Below are 24,160 nucleotides of genomic sequence, written 5' to 3' on the forward strand. Positions count from 1 at the left end.
CCTTCTCCTCAATTCCGGGGTGCCGCGAGCGATGGTTTTGCGGTGGCTGCCTCTCTTGCATCGACGCACCACCATTTCGGGCGTGCACCATGAAAGGTGTGAGCAACAGGCATGAGTTCCTTGCCATTCGGCCTGTCGAACGTGCCCAGAACTAGAGCGATAACCTGCTTATCATCGATCGCGCCTAATGTGCTCCCGCAGGCAGGACAAAAGGCACGGCTCGAAAAATCCGACGATCGCCATGTCGAAGGTGCCCCTCCGGGGCCGGTCCAGGTCACCTGGTCTCCGGAAAATTCAACCCATGCGACCGTGAGAGAACCGCTATGCCGCTGGCATATTTTGCAGGAGCAGGTGTGAGGATTTGAGGCAGTCCCGACGGCTTCGAACCGGATGCTCCCGCACAGGCACCCGCCACTATATCGCTTGCCCACCAGAGGCTCCTCTCCAACTTCCGTGCGCCCCCTCTCCAGACCTCCATCAGGCGTCGATCGCCGCCTCATCAAGTGTCGCGGCATTGGCTTGGATGAACTGGAAGCGATGTTCGGGGTGCTTGCCCATCAGCCGGTCGACCAGATTCTTCACCAGATGCCGCTCCTCATATTCCTGCGGCAGCGTGACGCGCAGCATCGAGCGCGTCGCCGGGTCCATCGTCGTTTCCTTGAGCTGGTTCGGGTTCATCTCGCCCAAGCCCTTGAAGCGGCCGACGTCGACCTTCTTGTTCTTGAATTGTTTCGCTTCGATTTCAGCGCGATGTGCGTCGTCGCGGGCATAGGTTGTCACATTGCCGGAGGTCAGGCGATAAAGCGGCGGCTGCGCCAGATAGACATGACCGCGCCGCACGATGTCGGGCATTTCCTGAAAGAAGAAGGTCATCAGCAAGGTTGCGATGTGCGCGCCGTCGACGTCGGCGTCGGTCATGATCACAATTTTCTCGTAGCGCAGACGATCAGCATCGCAATCCTTACGCATCCCGCAGCCGAGAGCGAGCGCAAGGTCGGCGATTTCCTGATTGGCGCGGATCTTGTCGTTGCTGGCGCTGGCGACGTTCAAAATCTTGCCGCGGATAGGCAGGATTGCCTGGGTTTTGCGGTTGCGTGCTTGCTTCGCACTGCCCCCGGCGCTGTCGCCTTCGACTATAAATAATTCTGTGCCTTCGGGGCCGTCGTTCGCACAATCGGTGAGTTTGCCGGGAAGGCGCAGCTTTCGGCCGCTGGTGGCCGTCTTGCGCTTGACCTCCCGTTCGGCCTTGCGCTTCAGCCGTTCGTCCATCCGGTCGAGGACAAGGCCAAGCAGCGCGCGACCGCGATCCATATTGTCAGAAAGGAAATGGTCGAAATGGTCGCGCACCGCATTTTCCGTGAGACGCGCGGCCTCAGGGCTCGATAGCCGGTCCTTGGTCTGGCTTTGGAATTGCGGATCGCGAATGAACACCGACAACATCATCTCGCCGCCGTTGAACACGTCTTCGGGAGTGATTTGCGCGGCTTTTTTCTGGCCGATCAACTCGCCGAAACCGCGCAACCCTTTGGTCAGCGCGGCGCGTAGACCTGCTTCGTGGGTGCCGCCAGCCGGGGTTGGGATGGTGTTACAATACCAGCTGTACGACCCGTCCGACCATAGAGGCCAGGCGATTGCCCATTCGGCGCGGCCCTGATCGCCCGGAAAATCCTGACGCCCGACGAAGGGCTCGGCGGTCGCGCACTCGCGAGTGCCAATCTGTTCCTTCAAATGGTCGGCGAGGCCGCCCGGAAATTGAAACACGGCTTCGGTCGGAGTGTCGTCGCCAATCAACTCGGCGGCGCATTTCCAGCGAATCTCAACGCCCGCGAACAAATAGGCCTTTGACCGTGCCATGCGGTAGAGCCGCTGCGGTTTAAATCGCCCGTGATCACCAAAGATTTCAGGGTCGGGGATAAAGGAAACGCTGGTCCCACGACGATTGGGAGTTGGGCCAAGTTCTTCAAGCCCGCCCAGCGGGGTTCCCTGTGAAAAACGCTGGCGATAGAGCAATTTATTGCGCGCAACTTCGATTACAGTTTCGGTCGACAGCGCGTTGACGACGCTGACACCAACACCGTGAAGGCCGCCCGATGTGGCATAGGCTTTGCCCTCGAACTTGCCGCCGGAGTGGAGCATGGTCATGATCACCTCTAGCGCCGATTTACCCGGGAATTTCGGATGCGGATCGACTGGCATGCCGCGGCCATTGTCAACGACGGTCAAGCGATTGCCGACCTCGAGACTTATTTCGATGCGGCTTGCGTGCCCCGCGACCGCCTCGTCCATGCTGTTATCGATCACTTCGGCAGCAAGGTGGTGGAGCGCGCGTTCGTCGGTGCCGCCGATATACATGCCGGGTCGCCGCCGGACTGGTTCCAGCCCTTCGAGCACCTCGATCTGCGAGGCATTATAGCTTTCGGTGATGGGCGCGCTGCCGTCGAACAAATCGTGACTCATGCCTCAGCTATAGGGGGCGGGAAAGGTCGCTGGCAAGCGGGGTTTCAGCCCTCTTTGCGCGTCCCGCCCCAAGCTCGGTTCATCGCATTTATGGCATCCCGGGGAACTAGCGAAAGGCGCAACGGGTTTCTACTCCGGCTGCAAAGCCCTAAAAAAGTGGAGAAATAAAATGAAACTTGCCTCTCTCCTTGTCGCTTCGGCGGCAACCATGCTGGCTGCGCCGGCGATGGCTCAAGACGGACATGACCGTTCGCAGGATTTTAATGGCCCCTATGTGGCGATCGGCGGCGGCGGCACGCTGCAGGGCAGCGACCGCGGTGAAACACTGCTATTCGATACCAATCGTGACGGCACCTATGGCGATCCGGTCAACACCGCCGGTGGCATTGATGCCTTCTCACCAGGCTTCTGTAACGGCGCCGCAACCAGCACCGCCAATGTCGGGTGCCGCAACGACAAGGACGGTCCGGAGTATTTCGCGCGCGTCGGCTATGACAAGCGCATGGGCAATTTCGTCCTTGGCGCGGTCATTGAAGGCGGACGCAGCGAAGCGCGCGACAGCGTCAGCGGCTTTTCGCTCACGCCTGCAAGCTATACGATGAGCCGTGAAGCCGATTGGCAAGCGAGTGCGCGTCTTCGTGCCGGTTACACACCCGGTGGCGGTGCGCTTTTCTATGTCACGGGTGGTCCCGCATATGCACGGCTCGATAATAAGTTCGTCACGACCAATATCGCGAACAGCTTCACCGACAATGGCAAGACCAATGGCTGGGGCTATACTGCGGGCGGTGGTGCGGAAATCATGGTGACGAAGAAGGTGTCGCTCGGGCTCGAGTATCTCTACACCGACGTCAAGGACGATGACTATACAGTCAACGTCGGCGCGGGCACTGCAGACCCGGCGACCAACCCGTTCCTGCTCAATGGCGGCGGGACCGACATTCAGCGCAGCAGCGCCAATATGCGCACGCACAGCATACGCGGGACAATCGGTTTCCGATTCTGAACATTCTGCGAGAGAAATAGGTGAGGCGCCGGACCGGAAGGTCTGGCGCCTTTCCTTGTCAGCGCGCCGACGGTATAGCGAAGATCGCAAAATTGCCGTTGGCGCTCGCCACCAACCGGTCATTCTGGAACAGTCGTGCATCGATATTGGCGATCCGTTTGCCCTGGTGAAGGACGGTCGCATCGCAGGTCAGCGGGCCTTCGCGAACGCCGACGTGATAGTTGAACTTGATCTCCAGCGTTGCGCACACCAACTCGCCGTCGAGCAAGCTCATGAGCGCGCCCCCCATCGTCGTGTCGGCGAGCGAATAGGCGACACCACCATGGGCGACGCCATTCGGATTGAAATGGCGTGCGGCTTCGATATCGATCAACATCCGGCATCGGCCGCCACCACGCTCGACCATTTGAAGGCCGAGCGCGCGCGCAAACTCAAAATCCTGCCCGAAAGGCTTCACCGAACCCGCGGGCCGCCAAAGGGCGGCGGCGGGGGCGGGCGGCGCGTGCCGCGCGGCAACTGTGCCTGATAGGCGCGCCCACAATGTTCGACGCAATAAGGGAAGCCGGGGTTCACGGCGACGCCGCAGAAATGGAAGTCGGGTTCGCCCGGATGCCCCATCGGCCAGCGGCAGATACGGTCGTTGAGGTCGAGCAGGCTCGTCTTGTCGGCCATTTCCGGGCTCGGCTTTGCGGGCACCATACGGCGCGGCGGCGCGGGCGGAATGGGCGCCTGCTGATCGCCGGGCCCCTGGCGGATGAAGCCGCCCGGGCCGATCGAAACGATGCGCGGCGTGTCGGAACGCGGCGGCGCATCTTCAGTAGGTGCTGCATCAACAGTGGGTGCTTCGGCAGCGGGACGCGGCGTGGGTGCAATCGTCGGTGCCACCGGACGCGCCGGGGCGGGCGCAGCAGCACGCGGCGCGGGCGGTGGGGCCGCCGGCTTGGGCGCTGCGGGCGCGGCCTTGACTGCAGGCTTGGCTTTTTCAGCCGCCTTGACGGGAGATGGACGCGACTTCAAACCAAGCCGATGCGCCTTGCCGATTACGGCGTTGCGACTGACCCCGCCAAGCTCGTCAGCGATCTGGCTCGCGGTCAGGCCTTTTTCCCACATGGTGCGCAGACTTTCGATGCGCTCATCGGTCCATGACATGCTTCAATTCCTTATCATTTCACGCCGCAGGCGGTTATTATAGTCGCTTGGGCGACCCGTTGCGGGTCGTCGCCGTCACTGCCCAGCTTGCGGTAATATCGGGGAGGCGATAGGCGAGAACGCTATGAACGACCAGCCCCAAATTTCGAGCCCCGACTCCAGCGATTTCGCCGCGCCCCCGCGCTTTGCGGAACCCGGCGTGCCACATATCCGGACACTAAACGTACCGGGCATGCAGGCCCTATATGTCAAGGAGGTGAGGCGCTTTTTCAAGGTCCAGCTGCAAACTATCTGGGCGCCCGCCATTACCACCCTCTTGTTTCTGGTGATTTTCACCGTTGCGCTTGGCGGAGCAGGCCGCACGGTGATCGGCGTGCCCTTCGCAGATTTCATCGCACCGGGACTAATCATGATGGCGATGCTGCAGAATAGCTTCGCCAACTCCAGCTTTTCGCTGCTTGTCGGCAAGATCCAGGGGACGATCGTCGATTATCTGATGCCTCCGCTGGCGGTGGGTGAGTTGATCATCGCGCTGGTAGGCGCCGCGATCACGCGCGCGATCCTAGTCGGACTCGCGCTTTGGCTGGCGATGCTGCTGTGGCCCGGCGTCCATGTGTTGCCCGCACATATGTGGGCAGTTGCAGTTTTCGGTGTACTTGGTGCGGCGATGCTTGGCTTTCTTGGGTTAATTACCTCGGTCTGGGCGGAGAAGTTCGACCATGCAGCGGCGGTGACCAATTTCATAGTTACTCCGCTCGCCCTGCTTTCCGGTACATTTTACTCGGTGGACCGGCTCGCGTCTTGGTTCCAGACGATCGCGCATGCGAACCCCGTCTATTATGCGATCATGGGCTTTCGCTATGGGTTTATCGGGACTGTCGATTCGACGATTGCAAATCCGGTCACAACAGCCGCGCTGGTCCTGATCGCGGTCAATATCGCGCTGGGTCTACTGACTTATCGCCTGCTCGTGTCCGGATGGAAGCTGAAAGCCTGAGGCTAGCGCCGATTCTGTCGTCAGCACTTCGCGCCGTCACTCCCCATGCCTCCGATACAGGGAAAGGCGCGGATCAGTGGCGGTGGATGGCGCGGATGCGGTAGCGGCCGTCACCTAGCCCGTCGAACATCGCCTCGACCTGCGGATGGTCGATCGGTCCGCCGTCGGAATCCACGACCAGATTCTGCTGGCTGACATAAGCGATATAGGAGGAATCGTCGTTCTCAGCGAGCAGATGATAGTAGGGCTGTTCCTTTGCCGGACGGATATCCTCCGGAATCGCTTCATACCATTCGTCGCTGTTCGCAAAGACAGGATCGACGTCGAACACGACGCCGCGAAAATCGAACATGCGGTGCCGCACAATATCGCCCGGCGCGAAACGCGCGCGCTCGACCAACGGCGCGGTGACAGCTTTAGGCGGGATTGGGGCCGCCAAATCGGGTGTAGATTTTGCGTTCATATGCTCAATTTATGGCTGTTTATATTTGTTTCAAGCCCGTTACACTCGAGCGCTCGGATGACAAGTCGAATCCGGCTGTGATGCAGATTACTGAGCTGTTGGCCGTCTGGGCTAGGCTGCCCTTGCGACCTCCACCCGATCCGGGTCGGGATCGGGACCGTCTTGATTGGCAACAAGGGAAAGGCATCTGATGAGCGAAATTCCGTCGAGCAAAACCACTCCGCCGACAACGCCGACATCAGGCGTTATCGAGCGGGCTAAAAATATCATTCTCAAACCGAAGGAGACGTGGGCCGCTATCGATACCGAACCCGCAACGGTGCAGTCGATCTATGTGCCCTATGTGGTGTTGCTTGCGGCGATTGGTCCTGTTGCGCAACTTATCGGAGGGCAGGTATTCGGCTATGGCGCCTTCGGAGTTACCTTCCGTCCGTCGCTAGGTTCTGCGCTGGGTTCGGCGCTTCTGTCCTATGGCCTGGCACTGGCGAGCATTTTCGTCCTTTCGCTCATTATCGACGCGCTTGCGCCGAACTTCGGCGGACAGAAAAATCAGGTTCAGGCGCTGAAAGTTGCGGCTTATTCCGCTACGGCGGGTTGGCTTGCCGGCATATTCGGACTGATCCCGGCGCTGGCAATACTCGGAATATTGGGCCTCTATGGCCTTTATCTTCTCTATCTCGGACTTCCGATCCTTATGAAGGTGCCGGAAGACAAGGCGGCGGGATACACCATCGTCGTGGTCATTGCCGCTGTGGTGATTTTCCTGATTATCGGGGTGATCGTCGCCAGCTTCGCGGCGCCTTCAGCGTTTATCTAAAGGGCGGAGCCGTCCCGGAGACATCCGGGACGGCGTACCGTCTATCCATCGGTCGAAAATGGAAAACTGGAGGAGAGTGAGGGATTCGAACCCTCGGTACCGTTGCCGGCACTTCGCATTTCGAGTGCGACGCTTTCGACCACTCAGCCAACTCTCCTCGCTGAGAGTGGACGCCACTAGCGGCGGTCCGAACGTCTTGCAACCCTCTCGTCACAAAATTCGGCCCGCCGGCGGATTTTGGCTCTGGCTTACGGCTTGTCGGCTTCCCACCAATAGGGTTGGCGCTTGCGGTTGCCCGTCTCGGCTTCATTCATTGTCATCGGATCAAACAGACGCCCGCCAAGCATGACGCGGTGGATTTTCTCGCTATTTCGGATGTTTGCGGTGGGATCGGCGTCGAGAATCAGTAGGTCGGCGAGCTTGCCCATTTCGAGTGACCCGACATCCTTCGCATAGCCAAGCGCCGTCGCGGGCATAATCGTGGCGGCGCGCAGTGCGTCGATATTGCTCCAGCCGCCTCGCACGAATGACCAGATTTCCCAATGTGCGCCGACGCCTGCTTGCTGGCCATGCGCGCCGATCGATACATTGCGCCCAGCAGCAGCAATTTTGCCCGCTTCGCGTGCCGAGTCATCGTCAACATAATCGCCCTCCGGTGCGATAACGCGGCGCTTGTTGTTCGCGGCGAGCTCGGCGGGGGGGATATGCCGGGCGAGGATCGGTTGTTCCCAGACATTGGTGTGGGCGCGCCAATAGGGATCGCCCGCGGGGCCGCCATAAGTGACGACGAGAGTCGGGGTGTAATCGACCTTGGTCTGGCCCCAGAGCTGGACCAGATCCTTGTAGAAGATGTCGAGCGGAATATTGTGCTCGACGGTCGAATTGCCGTCCTGAATCAGCGTGACGTCCTGGGTGAAGAGCGAGCCGCCCTCCGGCACCACGGTCATTCCCTCCGCCTGCGCTGCCTTCACCACCATCTGGCGCTGTTCGCGGCGCGGCTGGTTGTAGTTTTTGACGCTGTGGGCGCCTTGCGCCTTCAGGCGGCGGACATGCGCGAGGGCATCATCATATCCGTTGATTTCGGCATAAACCCCCGCCGCCTTGGCGCCATAAATGATTTCGCCTGTCGAAAAGATGCGCGGCGCGAGGATCAGCCCGGCACGCTGCATTTCCGATGAAACGAAAATCTCCGACGCCCGCGACGACGGATTGTGGCTGGTCGTCGTCCCCATCGCGAGATTGACGATTTCGGACCAGTTCTGCTGCGGCACCAACTCGTCGTCGCCGTGGGGGCCGTGGGCATGGGCATCGACGAAACCGGGGATGATCGTCTTGCCAGTCGCGTCGATGGTCGTAGCGCCCGCCGGGACGCTGATCGCGCCCGCGGGGCCGATCGCGGCGATGCGGTCGCCCTGGATCAGGATTGCACCATTGTCGATAACGCCGCCGTCAGTGCCCGCCATGGTAACGATCTTCGCTCCGGTGATCAGCACCGCGCCCATATGCTTCGCCGCCGCCTGCGTTATCGCAAGCGAGACGCCGTCGGTGGGCGGGGTGAATTGGGGCGCCTTGTCGTCAGTGGGAGCGCCGGCGAACAGACTGGCAAGGTCGGCGCTGAACAAGGCCGGGCCGCGGCTCCAGTGGAGGCGGCTGCCGCCGTTCGACCAGTGGATATAGTCGGCGCCGCTGCCGCTGACGCGGGTGACGGGGAGGGCGCCGCTCTTGGTCCCGAGCGATACATCCTGACCGCCGGGCATCAGCGGCGTGACATAGGCGTCGTAATTCTGGCGGAAGGCGAGCGTGCGGCCATCGGGTGAGATTTCATAGTCGCTGACGAGTTCGCCGCCCGCATGGACGCGCTTGTCCTGACCACCCAGATCGGTGCTGACGAGCTGGCTTTTTCCATCGGCGGCGGTGACCATGAAGACACGGTCGTTCGCGGCGCCGAACTGGGGTTTTGCACCGTCGTCGCTGACCCGCTCGGCAGCGCCGCCGGCGGCCGCAATGCGGTAGACACCCGGATTCTCGCTCCAGCGTTCGGACCGCAGCCCGCCGCCCTTGCGCCGTTCGAAAGCGATCGTCTTGCCGTCGGGCGAGAAGCGGGGTTCGGCATAATGACCGGGCGCCGTGGTCAGCTTACGCGAGGTGCCCCCGTTCTCGCCCGTGACATGGATTTCTCCGAGCCCGGTGTCGGTCCAGCGGACGAACACGATCGAACGCCCGTCGCGCGACCAGCTAGGCCAGAGTTCGAACGCATCGTCCTTGGCCGCGGTCAGGCGCCGAGCAGTGCCGCCGGTCGCGCGCTTGATCCACAGCTTGCCAAGCGTTTCGAAGACAACGCTTCGCCCGTCGGGCGAGACTTCGGCCCAGCGTGGCATTTGGGTGGTAAAGCTGTCGGGGGCGACCTCGACCGCCGGGTGCGTCGCATCGACGATCACCCGGTCATCGTTGATCGTGAAGGGGATCACCCGGGCGTCGCCGCCATTGCCACCGACGCGGCGGAGCTTGCCTCCTGCCCAGAAGAGGATCGCGCCGCTGTCGGGGGTCCACGCCATATTGGGATAGACGCCCGTAACTGCCCAGGTTTCCTGCACATCCTGATCGAGAGCATCATAGACTTTATGCTCGGCGCCGGAGGAGAGGTCCTTGACATAGAGCTTCGACTTGGTGCCCTCACGGCGAACGAAGGCAAGGCGTTTGCCGTCGGGCGATGGTGTAGGGCGCACCGCACCGCCCGCGCCTGCGGCGATGGTTGTGACTTTACCGTCGCCAAGGTCATAGCGTTCGATGTGGAACAGGTCGGTGTTGCTATCCTGCGCATATTCGAAGATCGGACCGGCTGTGACGTTGCGGGTGTAATAGACGCCCTTGCCATCAGGGCTGACGACGGGCTCCCCAAGTTCCTTCTGGTGGCGTTCATTGGGTTTCTTGACCAGCGGTACGCCCGCACCGCCCGAGACATGGTACATCCACACCTCGCCCGTACCGAGCGAACGCCCGGTGGTGAAATGCTTTTTGGCGACGAGGAACTGGCCGTCGGGGGTCCAGCTTGGCTGGTTGAGCAGGCGGAAGTCCTCCTTGCTCAGCTGACGCCGGTCGCTGCCGTCGCGGTTCATCAGCCAGATATTGTCGCCACCGCCGGCGTCGGAGACGAAGGCTATGCGCTTGCCGTCGGGCGAAAAGCGCGGTTGATGTTCGAAGGCGAGGCCTGCGGCGATCCGCGTAGGCGTCCCGCCCTCGATCGGCATGGTGTAAATATCCCCGAGCAGGTCGAAGGCGATCGTGCGGCCGTCCGGGGCGACGTCGACATTCATCCAGCTGCCCTCGTCGACCGCGATCGGCACCTTGCGCGTCGTCAGGCCGGGTGGGGCGTTTACGTCCCATTTCTCTCCCTTCGCATCGGCAGTGGTTGCGGTTTGGGCGAAGGTGGAGGTGGTACAGGCGAGTGCTGTCAGGAGGGCGAGTGCGGAGCGCGTCATGAAATTATCCCCGTTTGAATATAATAGCTGTGACCATATGGCGCGCATGCGAACATGCAAGCGACAGGTTTCGACGAAGAACTGGCGGGCTCGACGGGCGGCTGCTAGCCCAAGGAAAAGAAGGAACAAGGGAGAGCAAGGGTGCCACTGACGGGAATAAGGGTGCTGGATTTCGGCCGCTATATCGCCGGGCCTTATTGCGCCGGGCTGCTTGCCGACTATGGCGCCGATGTCATCCGGATCGAAGCGCCGGGAGGCAATGACGACCGCTTTTCGGTTCCCGTAGCGGAGGATGGTTCGGGCGCAATGTTCATGCAGATGAACCGCGCAAAACGCGGCCTGACGCTGAAACCCGGCAGCCCGCAAGGACGCGAGATCGTGCGCCGCCTCGTCGAAACCGCCGATGTCGTGGTCGCCAATCTACCGCACGAAGCCATGGTCAAGCTGGGGCTCGACTATGACAGCCTGTCGGCGATCAACCCGCGGATTATCCTCGCCACGGCATCGGCGTTCGGCAGCGAGGGTCCGCTGGCGCAAAATGTCGGCTTTGATGCGGTCGGGCAGGCGATGTCGGGAGCGGTTCACCTGACCGGGACCACCGATCAGCCCTATCGCGCGCAGGTCAATTATGTCGATTTCGGCACGGCGCTGCACAGCGCCTTTGGAGTCATGGTCGCGCTGCGCGAACGCGAGGCGACGGGGAAGGGGCAATGTGTGTCCGGGTCGCTGCTCGGCACGGCGCTGACGATGACCAATGCGCTGACGATCGACCATGCGCTGAACGGGATCGAGCGCCAGCCAATCGGCAACCGCGCCTTTAGTTCGGGGCCGACCGACATCTTCCGTACCCGTGACGGCTGGATCGTGACCCAGATCGTGGGTAACGGCATTTTCGCGCGCTGGGCCGAACTGGTCGCGCGTCCCGAACTGATCACCGATCCGCTCTATGCCAGCGACATTTTGCGCGGCGACAATGGCTTGGAGCTGAGCGCGATCATGCAGCGCTGGTGCATGGACCGTAGCAGCGCCGATGCGATTGCCGAGATGGGCGCCGCGCGTGTTCCCGCAGCGCCAGTGCTGCGCGCGGGCGAAGTGCTGGCGCAGCCACAAGTCGCGGCGATGGGGCTGGTGGAGCCGATCGACTATCCCGGCGCGGCCGCTCCCGTGCCGGTGATCCGGGCGCCAATGACATTGTCCGGTATCGACAAGGCCCAGCTGCGGCGTGCGCCACAGGTCGGCGAACATAGCGACGCCATCCTTGCCGAACTGGGTTATGACGCCGACGCAATTTCAGCTTTGCGTGCGGACAGGATTATTTGAACCGACGAGGGTAGACGCCGCGGCGACGTGCATTTACGTTACCGATCAGTACAAAATTCAGCGCAGGAGCCCGCAATGACCGAACAAAGTGAATATGTTCCGCCGAAAATCTGGACATGGGACAAGGAAAGCGGAGGGCGCTTCGCCAATATCAACCGCCCGATCGCCGGGCCGACTCATGACAAGGAATTGCCGATCGGCAAGCATCCCTTGCAGCTCTATTCGTTGGGCACCCCCAATGGCGTGAAGGTGACGGTGATGCTGGAAGAACTGCTTGCAGCGGGGCATAGCGGCGCCGAATATGATGCGTGGCTGATCCGCATCAACGAGGGCGACCAGTTTTCGAGCGGCTATGTCGCCGCCAATCCGAACAGCAAAATCCCGGTGCTGGTCGATCGCAGCGGTCCCGAACCGATCCGGGTGTTTGAATCGGGGGCGATCCTGATCCACCTTGCCGAAAAATTCGGTGAATTTCTGCCCACCGAAACCGCCAGGCGTGCCGAAACGCTGTCGTGGCTGATGTGGCAGATGGGCAGCACGCCGTTTCTGGGCGGCGGCTTCGGCCATTTCTACGCCTATGCGCCGTACAAGATGGAATATCCGATCGATCGCTATGCGATGGAGGTGAAGCGCCAACTGGACGTACTCGACCGCCGCCTCGCAGAAAGCGAGTATATTGCCGGCGCCGACTATACGATCGCCGACATGGCAATCTGGCCCTGGTATGGCGCACTGGCCAAGGGGCTGGTTTATGACGCCGGCGAGTTTTTGCAGGTACAGGATTACAAGAATGTCCAGCGCTGGACCGATCAGCTCGCGGCGCGGCCTGCGGTCAAGCGTGGGCGTATGGTCAATCGCGTGATGGGCGACCCGGCGAGCCAGCTTCACGAACGCCATGACGCATCGGATTTCGACCTGCGCACGCAGGACAAGCTGGAACCCGCTGAATAGAGGCCCTCGCTTGCCGATTGCCGGAACGCGGCTGCGTTAAAACCAGCTGCCGCGTTCAATTCCCTTGCTTCCAGCCGGAAGCGAGAAATATTGCCCGTCCTCGCCGATGACGATCGGGCCGTCGAAACGCTTTGGCGCGTCGCCAAGGAAGGCGGCGTTAAAATAGGACGATGGCAGCGGCGGCACGATATGACTCAACACCAGCATCTTCACGCCCGCAGTCTTTGCGCTGGCGGCCGCCTGCGCCGGGCTGGCGTGATAGTCGAGGATATCATGCATGATTTCCGACGTCTGTTTGCGACCGGCGTTGGCAAGCCCGCGGACGAGTTCGTCGACCATTGCAGGCTCCAGCGCTTCGTGGACGAGCAGGTCGGCGCCCTTGGCGGCGCTTTCAAGCGACTTTGATGCGGCCGTGTCGCCGCTCAGGACGAGACTGCGCCCCTTATAGTCGAAGCGGTAGCCCACGGCCGGATGGACGGGGCGGTGATCGACCGGAAAGGCGGTGACTGTCAGCCCATCGGCTTGATAGACGACGACCGGCTTGTCGGGATTGCCAAAGGCCATAGCGGTTGCTCCCGCAGCCTCAGGCGGCGTGTTGATGACGCCATGATGCGCGGTGCGATAGCTATTGTCGGCGGTGTAGGCGGTGTTGAAGCCCGCGATCACCGCATCAACCCCCGTCGGGCCATAAACGGGGAGGGGGCTCTTATGGCTCGCCCCGGTCCAGCGCAGCAGCATCATCGGCCCCATGCCATCGATATGGTCCGAGTGAAAATGGGTCAGGAACAGCGCGCGGATCTGACCGTTCGGCAATCCCATCAGCGAAATATTGCGCGCGCCGCCTTCGCCCGCATCGACGACGAACATCGCCCTGCCTGCAATCACGACGGCGCAAGGCCCCGCGCGATTGCGGTTGGGCAAGGGCGATCCGGTGCCGCACAGCGCGATATGCAATCCGTCGGGCAGGCTGGTAAGCGGGGCGCGGGCAATGTTGCGCTCGACACCCCGTTCGAACAGCCAAACCCCGATCGGTCGCTGAAACACGAAAGCCAAGGCCCCCCCGATCACAAGCAGCGAAAATCCCCCCAGTGCGAAGCGCTTGCTTCTGGTCATGTCCATCCCCCCACGGTCTTTCGGCCATCATGCAACCGGCGGGCGCGCTGGACAAGCCATGGGGTTGCGCGCATTCTGGCCCCAGCGGAAGAGTTGCAGCCAGCAACTTACCGTTTACGTAAAGGTGAGCGCTTATTATAAGGGCGCCATTGCCCAAGGGAGAATCGTCATGGACATGGAGTTCAGCCCCGAAGATCTGGCTTTCCAGCAGGAAGTTCGCCAGTTCATCGCCGAAAATTATCCGCCCGAACTGCGCGAACGGCAGGACGAGGGCGAAGAGATGTCCAAGGAGGATTTCCTCTCCTGGCACCGCATTCTTCACAAGAAGGGTTGGGTCGCCCCCGCGTGGCCGGTCGAATATGGCGGCACGGGGTGGACCCCGACGCAGCGCTTCATCTGGTCAGAGGAAACCGCGCGCGCCGACTGCATTCGCTTGATGCCCTTTGGCCTCGCGATGGTCGGCCCGGTGATCTACACCTTCGGCACTCCCGAACAAAAGGCCCATTTCCTGCCGCGCATCCTTTCGGGCGAGGATTGGTGGTGTCAGGGCTATTCGGAACCGGGTTCGGGTTCGGATCTGGCCTCGCTGCGCACCACCGCAGTTCGCGACGGTGACGATTATATCATCAATGGCCAGAAAACCTGGACGACGCTGGCACAGCATGCCGACTGGGGTTTCTTCCTCGTCCGCACCGACAAGGATGCCAAGCAACAGGAAGGCATCAGCTTCCTTCTCATCGACATGAAGTCGCCCGGCATCACCGTGCGCCCGATCATCACGCTGGGCGGCGAGCATGAAGTCAATGAAGTGTGGCTGGAGGACGTTCGCGTTCCCGTGTCGCAGCGCGTTTATGAAGAGAATAAGGGCTGGACCTGCGCCAAGTTCCTGCTCGCGCACGAACGCACCGGCATCGCCGGCGTCGCGTCGTCGAAGCGCGCAATCGAGAAGGTGAAGGATATCGCCCGCACCGAAGTCGATGGCGACAAGCCGCTGATCGCCAACGCCTTCTTCAAGCGCAAGATCGCCGAGCTGGAAGTCGACCTGACCGCGCTCGAATTCACCGAGTTGCGCAGCCTTGCGGGTCCGAACGCAGGCCGTGGTCCGGGGCCGGAATCGAGCCTGCTCAAGATCAAGGGCAGCGAAATCCAGCAGCGGCTCACCGAATTGGCGCTGGAAGCGGTCGGCCATTATGGCGCGCCTTATTTCCGAGGCTTCGGCGAAGGCGATAACGAGCATCCGATCGGGCCCGATTATGCCCATCGCGCCGCGCCGACCTATTTCAACACCCGCAAGACGACGATCTATGGCGGATCGAACGAGATTCAGCGCAACATCATCGCGAAGATGGTTCTGGGTCTCTGACGCATGCGTCGCCCCCGCGCAGGCGGGGGCCGTTGGAGGCTTCGCCCTCCCGGTCTTTGTAAAACTACAGCGGCCCCCGCCTTCGCGGGGGCGACGGGGATAGTAAAATGGATTTCACCTACACCGAAACGCAGGACATGATCCGCGATACGCTGTCGCGCTTCCTGGCCGACACTTATGAATTCGAAACGCGGCAAAAGTTCACCGCGAGCGATGCCGGGCGAGACCCCGGCATCTGGAAGGCGCTGGCGCAGGATCTCGGCATGCTCGGCGCGGCCTTTTCCGAAGAGCAGGGCGGCCTTGGCGGCGGCGCGCTGGAAAATGCCATCGTGATGGAAGAACTGGGCAAGGTATTGGGCATCGAGCCTTACCTTCCGACCGTCGTCATCGGCGGCGGCGCGCTCAAGGCCGTGGGCGGCGCGCAGGCCGACGCGCTGATCCCCGAGATCATCGCCGGCAATGCGATCATCGCCTTTGCCTATGCCGAGCCGCAGGGCCGCTATGACCTTGCCAATCTGCGCACCACCGCAAAGAAGGACGGCGCGGGCTATGTGCTGAATGGCCACAAGGGTGTCGTTTATGCCGCGCCATGGGCGACGCATCTGCTGGTTACCGCGCGCACCGGAGGCTCGCAACGCGAGCGCGATGGCGTCTCGCTGTTCCTGATCGACGCGAACCTGCCCGGCATCGTCCGCCGCGACTATCCGACCGTCGATGGTAGCCGCGCGTCGGAAATCTATTTCGAGAATGTCGCGATCCCCGGCGATGCGCTGCTCGGCGGCGAAGGAACCGGGCTGGGGCTGATCGAACAGATCGTCGATGAAGCCACCGTTGCAACCTGTGCCGAGGCGACCGGGGTGATGCAGAAACTGCACGAAGGCACGCTGGAATATACGCAACAGCGCAAGCAATTCGGCGTGCCGATTGCGAAGTTCCAGGTGCTCCAGCATCGCATGGTGGACATGTTCATGGAGGTCGAACAGGCTCGCTCCATGACGATCATGGGTGTGCTGAAGCTCGGCCTGCCCGCGAACGAGCGTATGGCGGCGGTTTCGGCCGCCAAGGCGAAGGTCAGCCGCGGCGCGAATTTCGTCGGCCAGAATGCCGTCCAGACGCATGGCGGCATCGGCATCACGCAGGAACTGGCGATTGGCCATTATTTCAAGCGTGCGACGATGATCGAAGGCCAGTTCGGCAGCCATGATTATCATATGGAGCGCTACGAGCGGCTGACGCTGGGCGAATGACGCTAGACCCTCCCTGTCGCATAGCGATGGGGAGGATTTTCAGATTTAATAGGCGACGTCGACGGCGATACGGATCGTGCGCGGCCGCAGCGGCGTCATAAAGCCTTCATTGCCCTCGACGAACGGTGTGCCGAGCGAAAAGCGGTTACCTCGGGAATCGAAGAGATTGGTAAGTGTGAGCGACAGGCCACGGCGCGCATTGCCAAGGCGCATAGCGAGGCCGGTGTCAATATAGTCGCCCTGACTTTCGCCCAGCACCGGGCCGATACCGAGCCGCGAGGGGCCGATATAATTGGCCCAGCCGTTCAGGCGGAAGTCTTCGTCCCCGATCAAGGTTACATAATTGACCGAACCGCGCACCGCATGGCTCGCGACATTAGGGATGCGGCCGAGGCGCCCGGGCGCGGCCTGCGCAACGAGCGCGATGGCCGGTGCCAGCTTCTCGACCCGGCTGTGATTATAGACCGCGCCGAGTTCAAAGGTCAGCGCGTTGGTCGGCCGCACGGCCACTGCCCCTGACACGCTGGTAATCCGCCCGTCGCCGATGTTCGCTGTGGTTGGAAAGCCGCTGCCGTCGATAAAATCCGCCTGAATGTCACGCCAGTCGCTGTGCGATATCGACACGCTGGCGTCAAAAGGCGTCTCGCCCCTCTGGCCGAGGCGAATGCCGCCTTCCCACGTCCGGACCTGATCATTGCGAAAGCGCCGCACGAAATCGCGGTCGATCGCCAGCCCGCCTGGCCGGAAACCTTCCTGATAACGGACATAAAGCCGGACATGCTCGAACGGCATGGCGAGCAACGAAAAGGACGGCAAAAGGTCGGTTTCGTTGCGATAGGCGGTCGTTGCACGCCCGGCCTCCTCAAGGTCGAAGGATACGCCTTCAGCACTGCCGCCAAGGCGCGCGCGCGACAGGCGCAGCCCGCCCGATGCGATCAGGTCGGGTATCAGTTCAACTGTCGCCTCGGCATAGCCGGTGAATTCGGTAATCTGGTTGGTCACCCCGGGGAGGCCAGCGCGGAGCCCGCCATAAGCGAATTCGCGCTTCTGCCGCGTCCGGTTGTCGATGAAACTCGCGCCGATCACCCACCCAAGGCCATTGTGGTACGGACGCGACAGCCGGTTTTCGCTGACGAACATGCGCGTCGCATTATGCTGGTCGAGGACGCGGGGAACTTCGGCCAATGGCTGGACGTCCAGCGGCGCGAACAGGCGCGCAATATCGACCGCCCCTGTCAGTTGCGGCGGCGGAGAGGCGCCCCCGCCGGGAGGAACGGTCCCCGGATCCGTGTTGGGAAGACTGGCGTCGAAGCGTTCGAACAAACGGTGGGTTATCCACGCGTTGGACGACTGGAAATGCAACCCGTCCCAGTCTTTCATCAGCACCAGCGTCCCCATGCCATAACGCGCAGTGGCATTTTGTTCGACCATCGAACGAAGGTTGAGCGGCGGCGCGTCCTTGCTGACGAACTGCGCGTCGTCGGCGGTGATCGCTTGATAGACGCCGCCAAGGTCGACATTCCAGCCATTGCCAGCGTCGAAACGGAAGGTGCCGCGCCCGCCGCGAACATGGACGCGGTTGATATCATTCTGACCACGCAAGGGATTGTCGATATAGCCGCCGTCGGTCAGCATATAGCCGACAAGACGCAGCGCGTTGCCTGTGTCGCCGACCGGGACATTCGCGATCGTGGCGATGTCGCCGCCGGGGTCGCCATGCTGGGTCAGCGAGATGCCTGCGACCGCTTGAATAGACATTGCGCGCGGGTCGGGCGCCTTGGGCGTCACGCGAATGATACCGCCGAGCGATCCGGCGCCGTAGAGCGTGCCCTGCGGCCCTTCGAGAATTTCGACATTGTCGACGTCATAGAGGCGCAGGTCGGGGTCGGGGGCGTTATAGCTCAGGCGGATGTCGCCCAGATACTGGCCGACGGTGGCCTGCGTCGGGCCGGTGAAGCTGGAATCGGCGATGCCGCGGATGAACAGCTTGTTGCGGCCCGATCCCATATGGGTCGAGGATACGGTGGCGACCCGCGACAGGATTGAATCCATCCCGCGCTCGCCGCCAAACGCCAAATCGCCGCCGTCCAGCATGGAGGCGACGCCCGCGAGGTGCGAGTAAGGCAGGTCGGTTTTCGATGCGGTGACGATAATCTCGTCCTGCGGCAGGGCGACGGTGTCTCTCGCCGGTTCGCGCGCACGGGCATGCGGCGGCGCGACTGGAGGAGAGGTCGACCGGCGCGCTACGCGGGCCGGGCGGCGTTCGATCCGCCAGCTCGTCGCGCTGACCCGCACGGCGCGGGCGTCGGAACCGGCAAGCATTCGGCGGATCGCCTCTTCGACGCTCATCCGACCGCGGACCCGCTTGACCCGCGCTTCCCACAATTTTGCATCGACAACGCTGATGCTGACCCCCGCTTGGCGGCTGAGGACGGGGAGGGTGTTCGACAAATTCCCCTGCGGCACGTCAAACGCGCGCTCTTCAGCCGCAGCGGTCTGAGCCGAAAGGCTCAGCATCACCGCGGCAACGACCAAGGGAAAGCGGCCGGTCATGCTCAGCGTGTCAGCACCCAGCCATCGCCGCGTCGCGCCGCTCTGGTTCCCGACAACGCCGCAAGGTCAGCAACCGTGCGGCTGCGATCCTCGTCGACGATCAACGCGCCGCGAAACGACAGCTCTGCGGCTTCGGGGGAGATCGTCACGCTCATACCTGCGGTCCGCTTCAAATCTTCGGCGACAATGGCGAGGGGGGTGCCGTTATAGACGAGCAACCCGGTCCGCCATCCGCCGATGCCGGCAATATCGACGGGCCGGGCGACGGGCGCCCTGGTGTCGCCGTCGCGGGCTTCGATGCCCTGACCGGCGACGACGCGGACCTTGTCGCGGTCGGGGTTGTAGAGGACGATACCTTCGGACACTGCCACCGAAGTCTGGCGGCTGCGGCGAATGACGTTGAACGCGGTGCCCAGATCGACAATCCTGGCGCCGCCGGCTTCGACGATGAAGGGATCCGTGTCGCGATGGACGACGTGAAACATCGCTTCGCCAGATTCCAGTCGCGCAAACCGCGGGCGATCCTCGTCGAGTTCGATGACCGAGGCGCCGTTAATCTCGATCTTCGATCCATCGGCAAGGTCGATGGTCCGATGCTCGCCCGCCGCGGTTTCGATCCGTTGCGTGGCGTCGAGCAGTCCAAGATTAGGCAGGATGAGGGCGCCGACCAGTGCGGCCGCCATCGCACCGCCGAACCAGGCGCGACGCGAAGGCCGGCGAGGTGCCTCTTCCGCGATGACGATCGAGGGCTTCGGTTCGGCCGAAAGGGCGTCAAGATCGCAATCGAGGCTTGCCACCATGTCGTAAGTTTCGGCGTGTTCGGGGGCTTCGGCGAGCCAGTCGGAAAAACCATCCCAGTCGTCGAACGCAGGATCGCGCTGACGGATCAGCCAGTCGATCGCATGCGCCTGTGCAGCGGTTCGAGCGTCATTATGCATCGAACTGCCTCCGCACAGCAATCAGCGCCGCATATACCTTGCGCAAATCGGCCTCGACCGTGCTCAGGCTGACCCCCATTTCACCCGCAATCTCCCGCTGGGTTACTCCATCGACGCGAAAGCGGCGAAAGATACGCGCCGATCGTTCGCCGGTCGCTACGATCGCCCGTTCGACCTGTTCCAGCTGTTCGCGGGATATCAGCACGGTTTCCACCGACGGTTTTTGCACCGCAGCGGTCTCACCCCATGCTGCATCGCGCAGTTCACGCTGGCGCGCTGAGCGATAGCGGTCCAGCATCAGATTATTCGCCGCACGCATGACATAGGGCAGGGGATCAGCGATCGGACCCGTTGCGCGTTCAGTCAGGCGCATCCATAAATCCTGAAACAAATCCTCGGCGGAATCGCCAGCGCCGCGTAACTGCAAAAAACGCACGATGCGGTCGCGGTTGGCGAGTAATACGCCTTCAATGCCTTGCGCGGCGTCGGTTCGATCTCTCGCCTCGGTCATGAATCGCTTGCTTTGGAACGCCATGTTTCGCGGATGAACGCCGCCCCAGCGCGCGCCGCACGTCCCCCTGATGACGCTGTCATATAGCGTCACCACCACGCCGCGCAACAGCGGTGCGTTTGGGGAAAGGGCGGCGAGTACGGTCATCTCAATTCAGTCCATGAAGCCAAGGCAAGGGGGAAGCGAGATAGGAGGGGTGCTTCCCCCTTGCACAGGGCCGGCCAAGGGGGGCTTACAGGCCGACCCGCAGGCTCGCACGGAAGGCCCAAGCCATATGGCTTTGCTGTTCTTCCGCGGAGATTTCGCCGCCGATCTGGAAGGCGGAGTTTCCGGCAGTGCCGCGGAAACGACCAATCCAACCGCTCGTGCGATCATCAGGGGTAAGGGTGAAGGGATCGCCGTTCTTGAACGACGCAGTGGTGGCGCCCAGCATGCCGCTGACGATCTGGCGACGGCCGCCTTCGAGTTCGAAGCGCGTCCAGCCATCATATTCGTCGGCGCCGCCAAACTCCAGGCCGATTGCGACGGTACCGGACACCGCCAGCTCGTCGCTGTCGCGGCCGAGAACGGTCAGGTTCAGGGCATCGTTACCGCCCGTTTCGGTGTAGCCGTCTTCGGTCAGCTTGTAATAGTCGACCGCCAGTGTCGGACGGATGGTGAACCCTGCCGCCTTGGTGTCGTAGGCGACCGAGCCCGATGCCGAATAAAGCTTGGCATCCCATTTCCCGCGGATCGTTTCTTCAATGTCGTCCGCGCCGGCTTCGGCGCTGAAGATACGCGTTCCTTTGAGGCTGATCGGTGCCGCAGCAGCGCGGGCGCTGGCGATGAGGCCGCCCGAGCGAAGACGCCAGTGCAGTGCGCCTTCCCACTGGTTCGAGCTGACTTCATTCGCGTTGGCCTTGTTGCCGTCCTTGCCGTTCAGATAGGCAACCGAGCCGCCGAAATTACCGACATCGGTTTCGATCTCAGCACCCAGCGAGATGCCCCAGCCGGTGATGTCATAACCCGCGGTGTCGCCGATGCTCTTCGACGTGCCCCATACGGCCTGATTCACCCAATAGCCCCATTTGCCCTCGTCCTGATACGGTGCAGTGGGATCCTGAAGGAAGCGCGACAAAGCGCGTGAGCCCGAGGTGACGGTTTCGAAGACGCCGCCTTCATGCTCGGGCAGCATCTGGCCAAGCTGGTTACGGAACTGGCCGCCATCGACGATGCCCAGGAACACGCCCTCGACCTTTTCGTTGGCCGACAAGGCGTCGATCACGGCATTGAATGCGCCCGCTTCCGACCTGTTGAGTCCGAGTTCGGTCACGCTCTTGCGCGACACGTCAACGATCAACTGGGTCGCGTTCGACGTCAACGTGCCCTTGTAGAGGAACGGCAACAGCGTCGATGAAGTGGTCAGATTGTTGGCGCCAGTCAGCGACCCTGCGGTCATAACGATATGCTTGCCTTCGGCCTCGTCGATGCTGGTCAGCTTCAGTGCGAGCTTGGAGTCGGCACCAAAGCTGGCGTTCCCAGTCACTTGCAGCGCAGTGCCAGCGGCACCGCCGTCAAGCGTTACGCCCAGCACACCCTTGTCCGTCACGGCCAGTGACGAAATGGTCGCCGCACCGGCAACGTCGAATGTGCCGCCGCTGACCGACACGGCCAGACCCTGCGAATTGAGCAGGCCGCCCGAGAAGGCCGAGCTGCCGCCGATCGTCAGCTTGTCAGTGCCGCCGCCAAAATCGACGGTGCCGGTGAACTTCGACGAACCGGCGAGCGTCATCTCGTCATTGCCGCCGCCAAAATTGGCCTTGCCGGCATAAGTCGCGTCGCCCGACAGCGCGAGCTTGTTGTTGCCGGCGCCAAAGAAGCTGTTCCCCTTCACCGAACCATCGGCGATGTCGAAGACATCGTTGCCGCCGCCGAAGCGAACGTCGCCGACGATGCTGGGCGCGGTGACACCCGATGCCACGGCGGTCTGCTTGACCGTTGCGCCCCCCGCATTCGCACTCAGATCGATCGCAATATTGCGATCGGACGTGGCTAGCGCGCCCGTGGCGCTGATTGTGCCGCTGTTTTCAATCAGATCAACATTGCCCGACAGATCGACGATACCGCGCGCGGTGCCATTGTCGCCGCCCGTTTTGGCAGCGATCGTGCCGCTGTTGCGGATCAGCGGAACATTGCCGCCTGCGTCGATCACGACGGCAGTCGCGACAGCGCCTGCAACATTGCCGCCCGTCGTTGCTTCAATCTTTCCGGCATTGCGGAGTTCGGGGGTCGTCGCGCCGCTGCCGATGCGAATGCCGGTTGCTGCCGCGTCCTTCGATATGGCGCTGACCGCTCCGCTGATGCCGATGCCGCCCGCGATCGTCACATTGCCGCCGAGGCCGCCGATCTGGATCGCATTGGCGTTCTTGCCCGCATAAAGTCCATTACCGACGACCGAACCGTCGATGATCAGACCCAACCCGGTGCCGGTGCCTGCAACAGCGCCGATCGTGACGTCGCGGCCTGCAGCTCCGATACGAAGCGCGGGAGCTGAACCGAAGGAAGTCACCGCGGCCAAACCTTCCTTGTCGTCGTCGATGCCGTCCTTGTCCTCATCCTTGTCGTCGGGCTTGGTGTCCTTGGGCGGAACGGCAAGAACGATACCGCCCGTCACATCGCCTTCGATCGACAGTGCCGGACCGCCGATCAGCAGGTCGTCGGCGTCAAGTTTCGACGGGTCGGCAGGGGGAGTCGAGTAGCGATAACCGGTAGCCGTAAGCTTGCCTTGGACAACCAGTGCGCCATTGATGTTGCCGGCGAGACGAGCGGCGACGGCGTCCTGACCAACAGCCGTGATCGTACCGGCAAGACGAACATTGCCGGTGACGTCTTGCAGGCCGACGCCGAGCGCGCGGTCGCCAAGTACCGAAATCGTGCCGTCATTGGTAAAATTGCCTGTCAGCGGGCCGCCAAGGCGGATGCCGGCAGAGTCATTGCCCTCGATCGTGATCGTTCCGCTATTGACGATGTTGCCGGTAAAGGTGCCGCCGGTAGCAATGCCCACGCGGTTATTGCCGATCGCATAAGGGCCGTCGATGTCGCCGTCATTGTCGATGTCGGTCGGGGCATAGGGTTCGTCGATGATGATCTTGCCAGTCGCGGCATTGGTGATCCCGCCGACGGTTCCGGCATTGGCGAAAATGCCGTTCGCGCCGTTGACGTTGCTGATCTCGATCGTGCCTTCGTTGACGACCTTGTGGTTGCTGTCGATGGTGACCGCAGTGCCGCCGCCCGGCTTCACCGAGCCTGCCGACGTGATCTTCACATCGTCGGGCGCGCCGGCCTTTACCGTCGAGGTGCGAACAGGTGTGGTGGTGGCGGTGGCAATCGTCGTTTCAGCGTGGACGGGCAGCGAGGCGAAGGTGGCGAGGCAGGTGGAGGCCAGCAAAATCTTGCGCATTGAGTTCCTCTTGTGATTTCAATCGGGGAGTCCTCCCGGGACAATCACAAGACGGAGTCGGAGCGAACCGCCCTTGGAAAATATTTTAAGGAAGCGATCCGAGTTCCGGCTCAGTTCTGGAAACATGTCCCAAAGACCTGTTATTATTTAAATTTTTTTCGACACCCATGCCTCGACCCATCTGCATTTTCGAAGGGCAGCCGGTGTCGGCAGGTACTGAAAATATCGCAAAACTGCGGATAACAGGCGGCGGACGGACAGGAGAACCCGTCATATCGATCGGCACCAAATGCATGTTTCGCGCGCTTCGATGAGGCGTAGCCATTCGCCAAACTATTTGATACGCTTCGGTTATCC

General features: G+C 62.0%; 18 protein-coding genes and 1 tRNA gene. 7 read left to right on the plus strand and 12 right to left on the minus strand.

The window, feature by feature from the left end; genetic code table 11:
- Window positions 1-8: 8 nt before the first annotated feature.
- A complete protein-coding gene (locus ACSYDV_RS09345) occupies window positions 9-515 on the minus strand; it encodes a GFA family protein (protein ID WP_438323523.1) in 507 nt (168 codons plus the stop codon).
- Entirely contained in the window at window positions 478-2,457 is a 1,980-nt protein-coding gene (gene parE, locus ACSYDV_RS09350; RefSeq protein WP_438323524.1) for a DNA topoisomerase IV subunit B, read from the minus strand. The genes ACSYDV_RS09345 and parE overlap by 38 nt, the downstream gene beginning before the upstream one ends.
- A 169-nt stretch (window positions 2,458-2,626) precedes the next feature.
- Here parE and ACSYDV_RS09355 point away from each other — a divergent pair, with 169 nt between their 5' ends.
- The gene (locus ACSYDV_RS09355; RefSeq protein WP_438323525.1) at window positions 2,627-3,463 is read left to right on the plus strand and encodes an outer membrane protein; all 837 of its coding nucleotides are present in this window, start codon (window positions 2,627-2,629) and stop codon (window positions 3,461-3,463) included.
- A gap of 58 nt (window positions 3,464-3,521) precedes the next feature.
- Here ACSYDV_RS09355 and ACSYDV_RS09360 read toward each other — a convergent pair whose 3' ends face one another.
- On the minus strand, window positions 3,522-3,920 hold the full coding sequence (locus ACSYDV_RS09360) for a PaaI family thioesterase (protein WP_438323526.1): 399 nt from the start codon (window positions 3,918-3,920) through the stop codon (window positions 3,522-3,524).
- Window positions 3,917-4,612, minus strand: a complete 696-nt coding sequence (locus tag ACSYDV_RS09365) for a GcrA family cell cycle regulator (protein WP_438323527.1) — start codon at window positions 4,610-4,612, stop codon at window positions 3,917-3,919. The genes ACSYDV_RS09360 and ACSYDV_RS09365 overlap by 4 nt, the downstream gene beginning before the upstream one ends.
- Window positions 4,613-4,736: 124 nt before the next feature.
- On the opposite strand from ACSYDV_RS09365, the gene ACSYDV_RS09370 reads away from it, so the two are divergent.
- Entirely contained in the window at window positions 4,737-5,609 is an 873-nt protein-coding gene (locus ACSYDV_RS09370; RefSeq protein ID WP_438323528.1) for an ABC transporter permease, read from the plus strand.
- A gap of 73 nt (window positions 5,610-5,682) precedes the next feature.
- Here the strand turns inward: ACSYDV_RS09370 and hspQ are convergent, their stop codons facing one another.
- Window positions 5,683-6,072 carry a heat shock protein HspQ gene (hspQ, locus tag ACSYDV_RS09375; protein ID WP_438323529.1) on the minus strand — a complete coding sequence of 130 codons (390 nt, stop codon included), beginning with the start codon at window positions 6,070-6,072 and terminating at the stop codon, window positions 5,683-5,685.
- Between the two features lie 190 nt (window positions 6,073-6,262).
- On the opposite strand from hspQ, the gene ACSYDV_RS09380 reads away from it, so the two are divergent.
- Window positions 6,263-6,889: a Yip1 family protein gene (locus ACSYDV_RS09380; protein WP_438323530.1), complete on the plus strand. Its 627-nt coding sequence runs from the start codon at window positions 6,263-6,265 to the stop codon at window positions 6,887-6,889.
- Window positions 6,890-6,956: 67 nt separating this feature from the next.
- Here ACSYDV_RS09380 and ACSYDV_RS09385 read toward each other — a convergent pair.
- Together ACSYDV_RS09385 and ACSYDV_RS09390 are read right to left on the minus strand one after the other, a co-directional pair.
- Window positions 6,957-7,046: transfer RNA gene (locus ACSYDV_RS09385), tRNA-Ser, on the minus strand.
- Window positions 7,047-7,137: 91 nt separating this feature from the next.
- Complete coding sequence (locus ACSYDV_RS09390; RefSeq protein ID WP_438323531.1) at window positions 7,138-10,368, minus strand: amidohydrolase family protein; 3,231 nt, start codon at window positions 10,366-10,368, stop codon at window positions 7,138-7,140.
- A 141-nt stretch (window positions 10,369-10,509) separates the two neighbouring features.
- On the opposite strand from ACSYDV_RS09390, the gene ACSYDV_RS09395 reads away from it, so the two are divergent.
- Both ACSYDV_RS09395 and yghU read left to right on the plus strand, forming a co-directional pair.
- Entirely contained in the window at window positions 10,510-11,688 is a 1,179-nt protein-coding gene (locus ACSYDV_RS09395) for a CaiB/BaiF CoA transferase family protein (protein ID WP_438323532.1), read from the plus strand.
- 75 nt (window positions 11,689-11,763) lie between these two features.
- The gene (yghU, locus tag ACSYDV_RS09400) at window positions 11,764-12,639 is read left to right on the plus strand and encodes a glutathione-dependent disulfide-bond oxidoreductase (RefSeq protein ID WP_438323533.1); all 876 of its coding nucleotides are present in this window, start codon (window positions 11,764-11,766) and stop codon (window positions 12,637-12,639) included.
- 36 nt (window positions 12,640-12,675) lie between these two features.
- On the opposite strand, the gene ACSYDV_RS09405 is transcribed toward yghU, so the two are convergent.
- Window positions 12,676-13,752: an MBL fold metallo-hydrolase gene (locus ACSYDV_RS09405; RefSeq protein WP_438323534.1), complete on the minus strand. Its 1,077-nt coding sequence runs from the start codon at window positions 13,750-13,752 to the stop codon at window positions 12,676-12,678.
- Between the two features lie 169 nt (window positions 13,753-13,921).
- Between ACSYDV_RS09405 and ACSYDV_RS09410 the strand changes: the two genes are divergently transcribed.
- Both ACSYDV_RS09410 and ACSYDV_RS09415 read left to right on the plus strand, forming a co-directional pair.
- Window positions 13,922-15,115 (plus strand): acyl-CoA dehydrogenase family protein, encoded by a 1,194-nt coding sequence (locus tag ACSYDV_RS09410; RefSeq protein ID WP_438323535.1) that lies wholly within the window; start codon window positions 13,922-13,924, stop codon window positions 15,113-15,115.
- A 107-nt stretch (window positions 15,116-15,222) separates the two neighbouring features.
- Window positions 15,223-16,362, plus strand: coding sequence for an acyl-CoA dehydrogenase family protein (locus ACSYDV_RS09415; protein WP_438323536.1), 1,140 nt, complete (start codon window positions 15,223-15,225; stop codon window positions 16,360-16,362).
- A gap of 45 nt (window positions 16,363-16,407) precedes the next feature.
- Here ACSYDV_RS09415 and ACSYDV_RS09420 read toward each other — a convergent pair whose 3' ends face one another.
- The 4 genes from ACSYDV_RS09420 to ACSYDV_RS09435 form a co-directional block, all read right to left on the minus strand.
- Complete coding sequence (locus ACSYDV_RS09420) at window positions 16,408-18,915, minus strand: TonB-dependent receptor (protein ID WP_438323537.1); 2,508 nt, start codon at window positions 18,913-18,915, stop codon at window positions 16,408-16,410.
- Between the two features lie 2 nt (window positions 18,916-18,917).
- The gene (locus ACSYDV_RS09425) at window positions 18,918-19,853 is read right to left on the minus strand and encodes a FecR family protein (RefSeq protein WP_438323538.1); all 936 of its coding nucleotides are present in this window, start codon (window positions 19,851-19,853) and stop codon (window positions 18,918-18,920) included.
- The gene (locus ACSYDV_RS09430) at window positions 19,846-20,511 is read right to left on the minus strand and encodes an RNA polymerase sigma factor (protein WP_438323539.1); all 666 of its coding nucleotides are present in this window, start codon (window positions 20,509-20,511) and stop codon (window positions 19,846-19,848) included. The genes ACSYDV_RS09425 and ACSYDV_RS09430 overlap by 8 nt, the downstream gene beginning before the upstream one ends.
- 85 nt (window positions 20,512-20,596) lie before the next feature.
- Window positions 20,597-23,803: an autotransporter outer membrane beta-barrel domain-containing protein gene (locus ACSYDV_RS09435; protein ID WP_438323540.1), complete on the minus strand. Its 3,207-nt coding sequence runs from the start codon at window positions 23,801-23,803 to the stop codon at window positions 20,597-20,599.
- Window positions 23,804-24,160 lie beyond the last annotated feature (357 nt).

This window comes from Sphingopyxis selenitireducens, assembly GCF_051550705.1.
Taxonomy (GTDB): Bacteria; Pseudomonadota; Alphaproteobacteria; order Sphingomonadales; family Sphingomonadaceae; genus Sphingopyxis.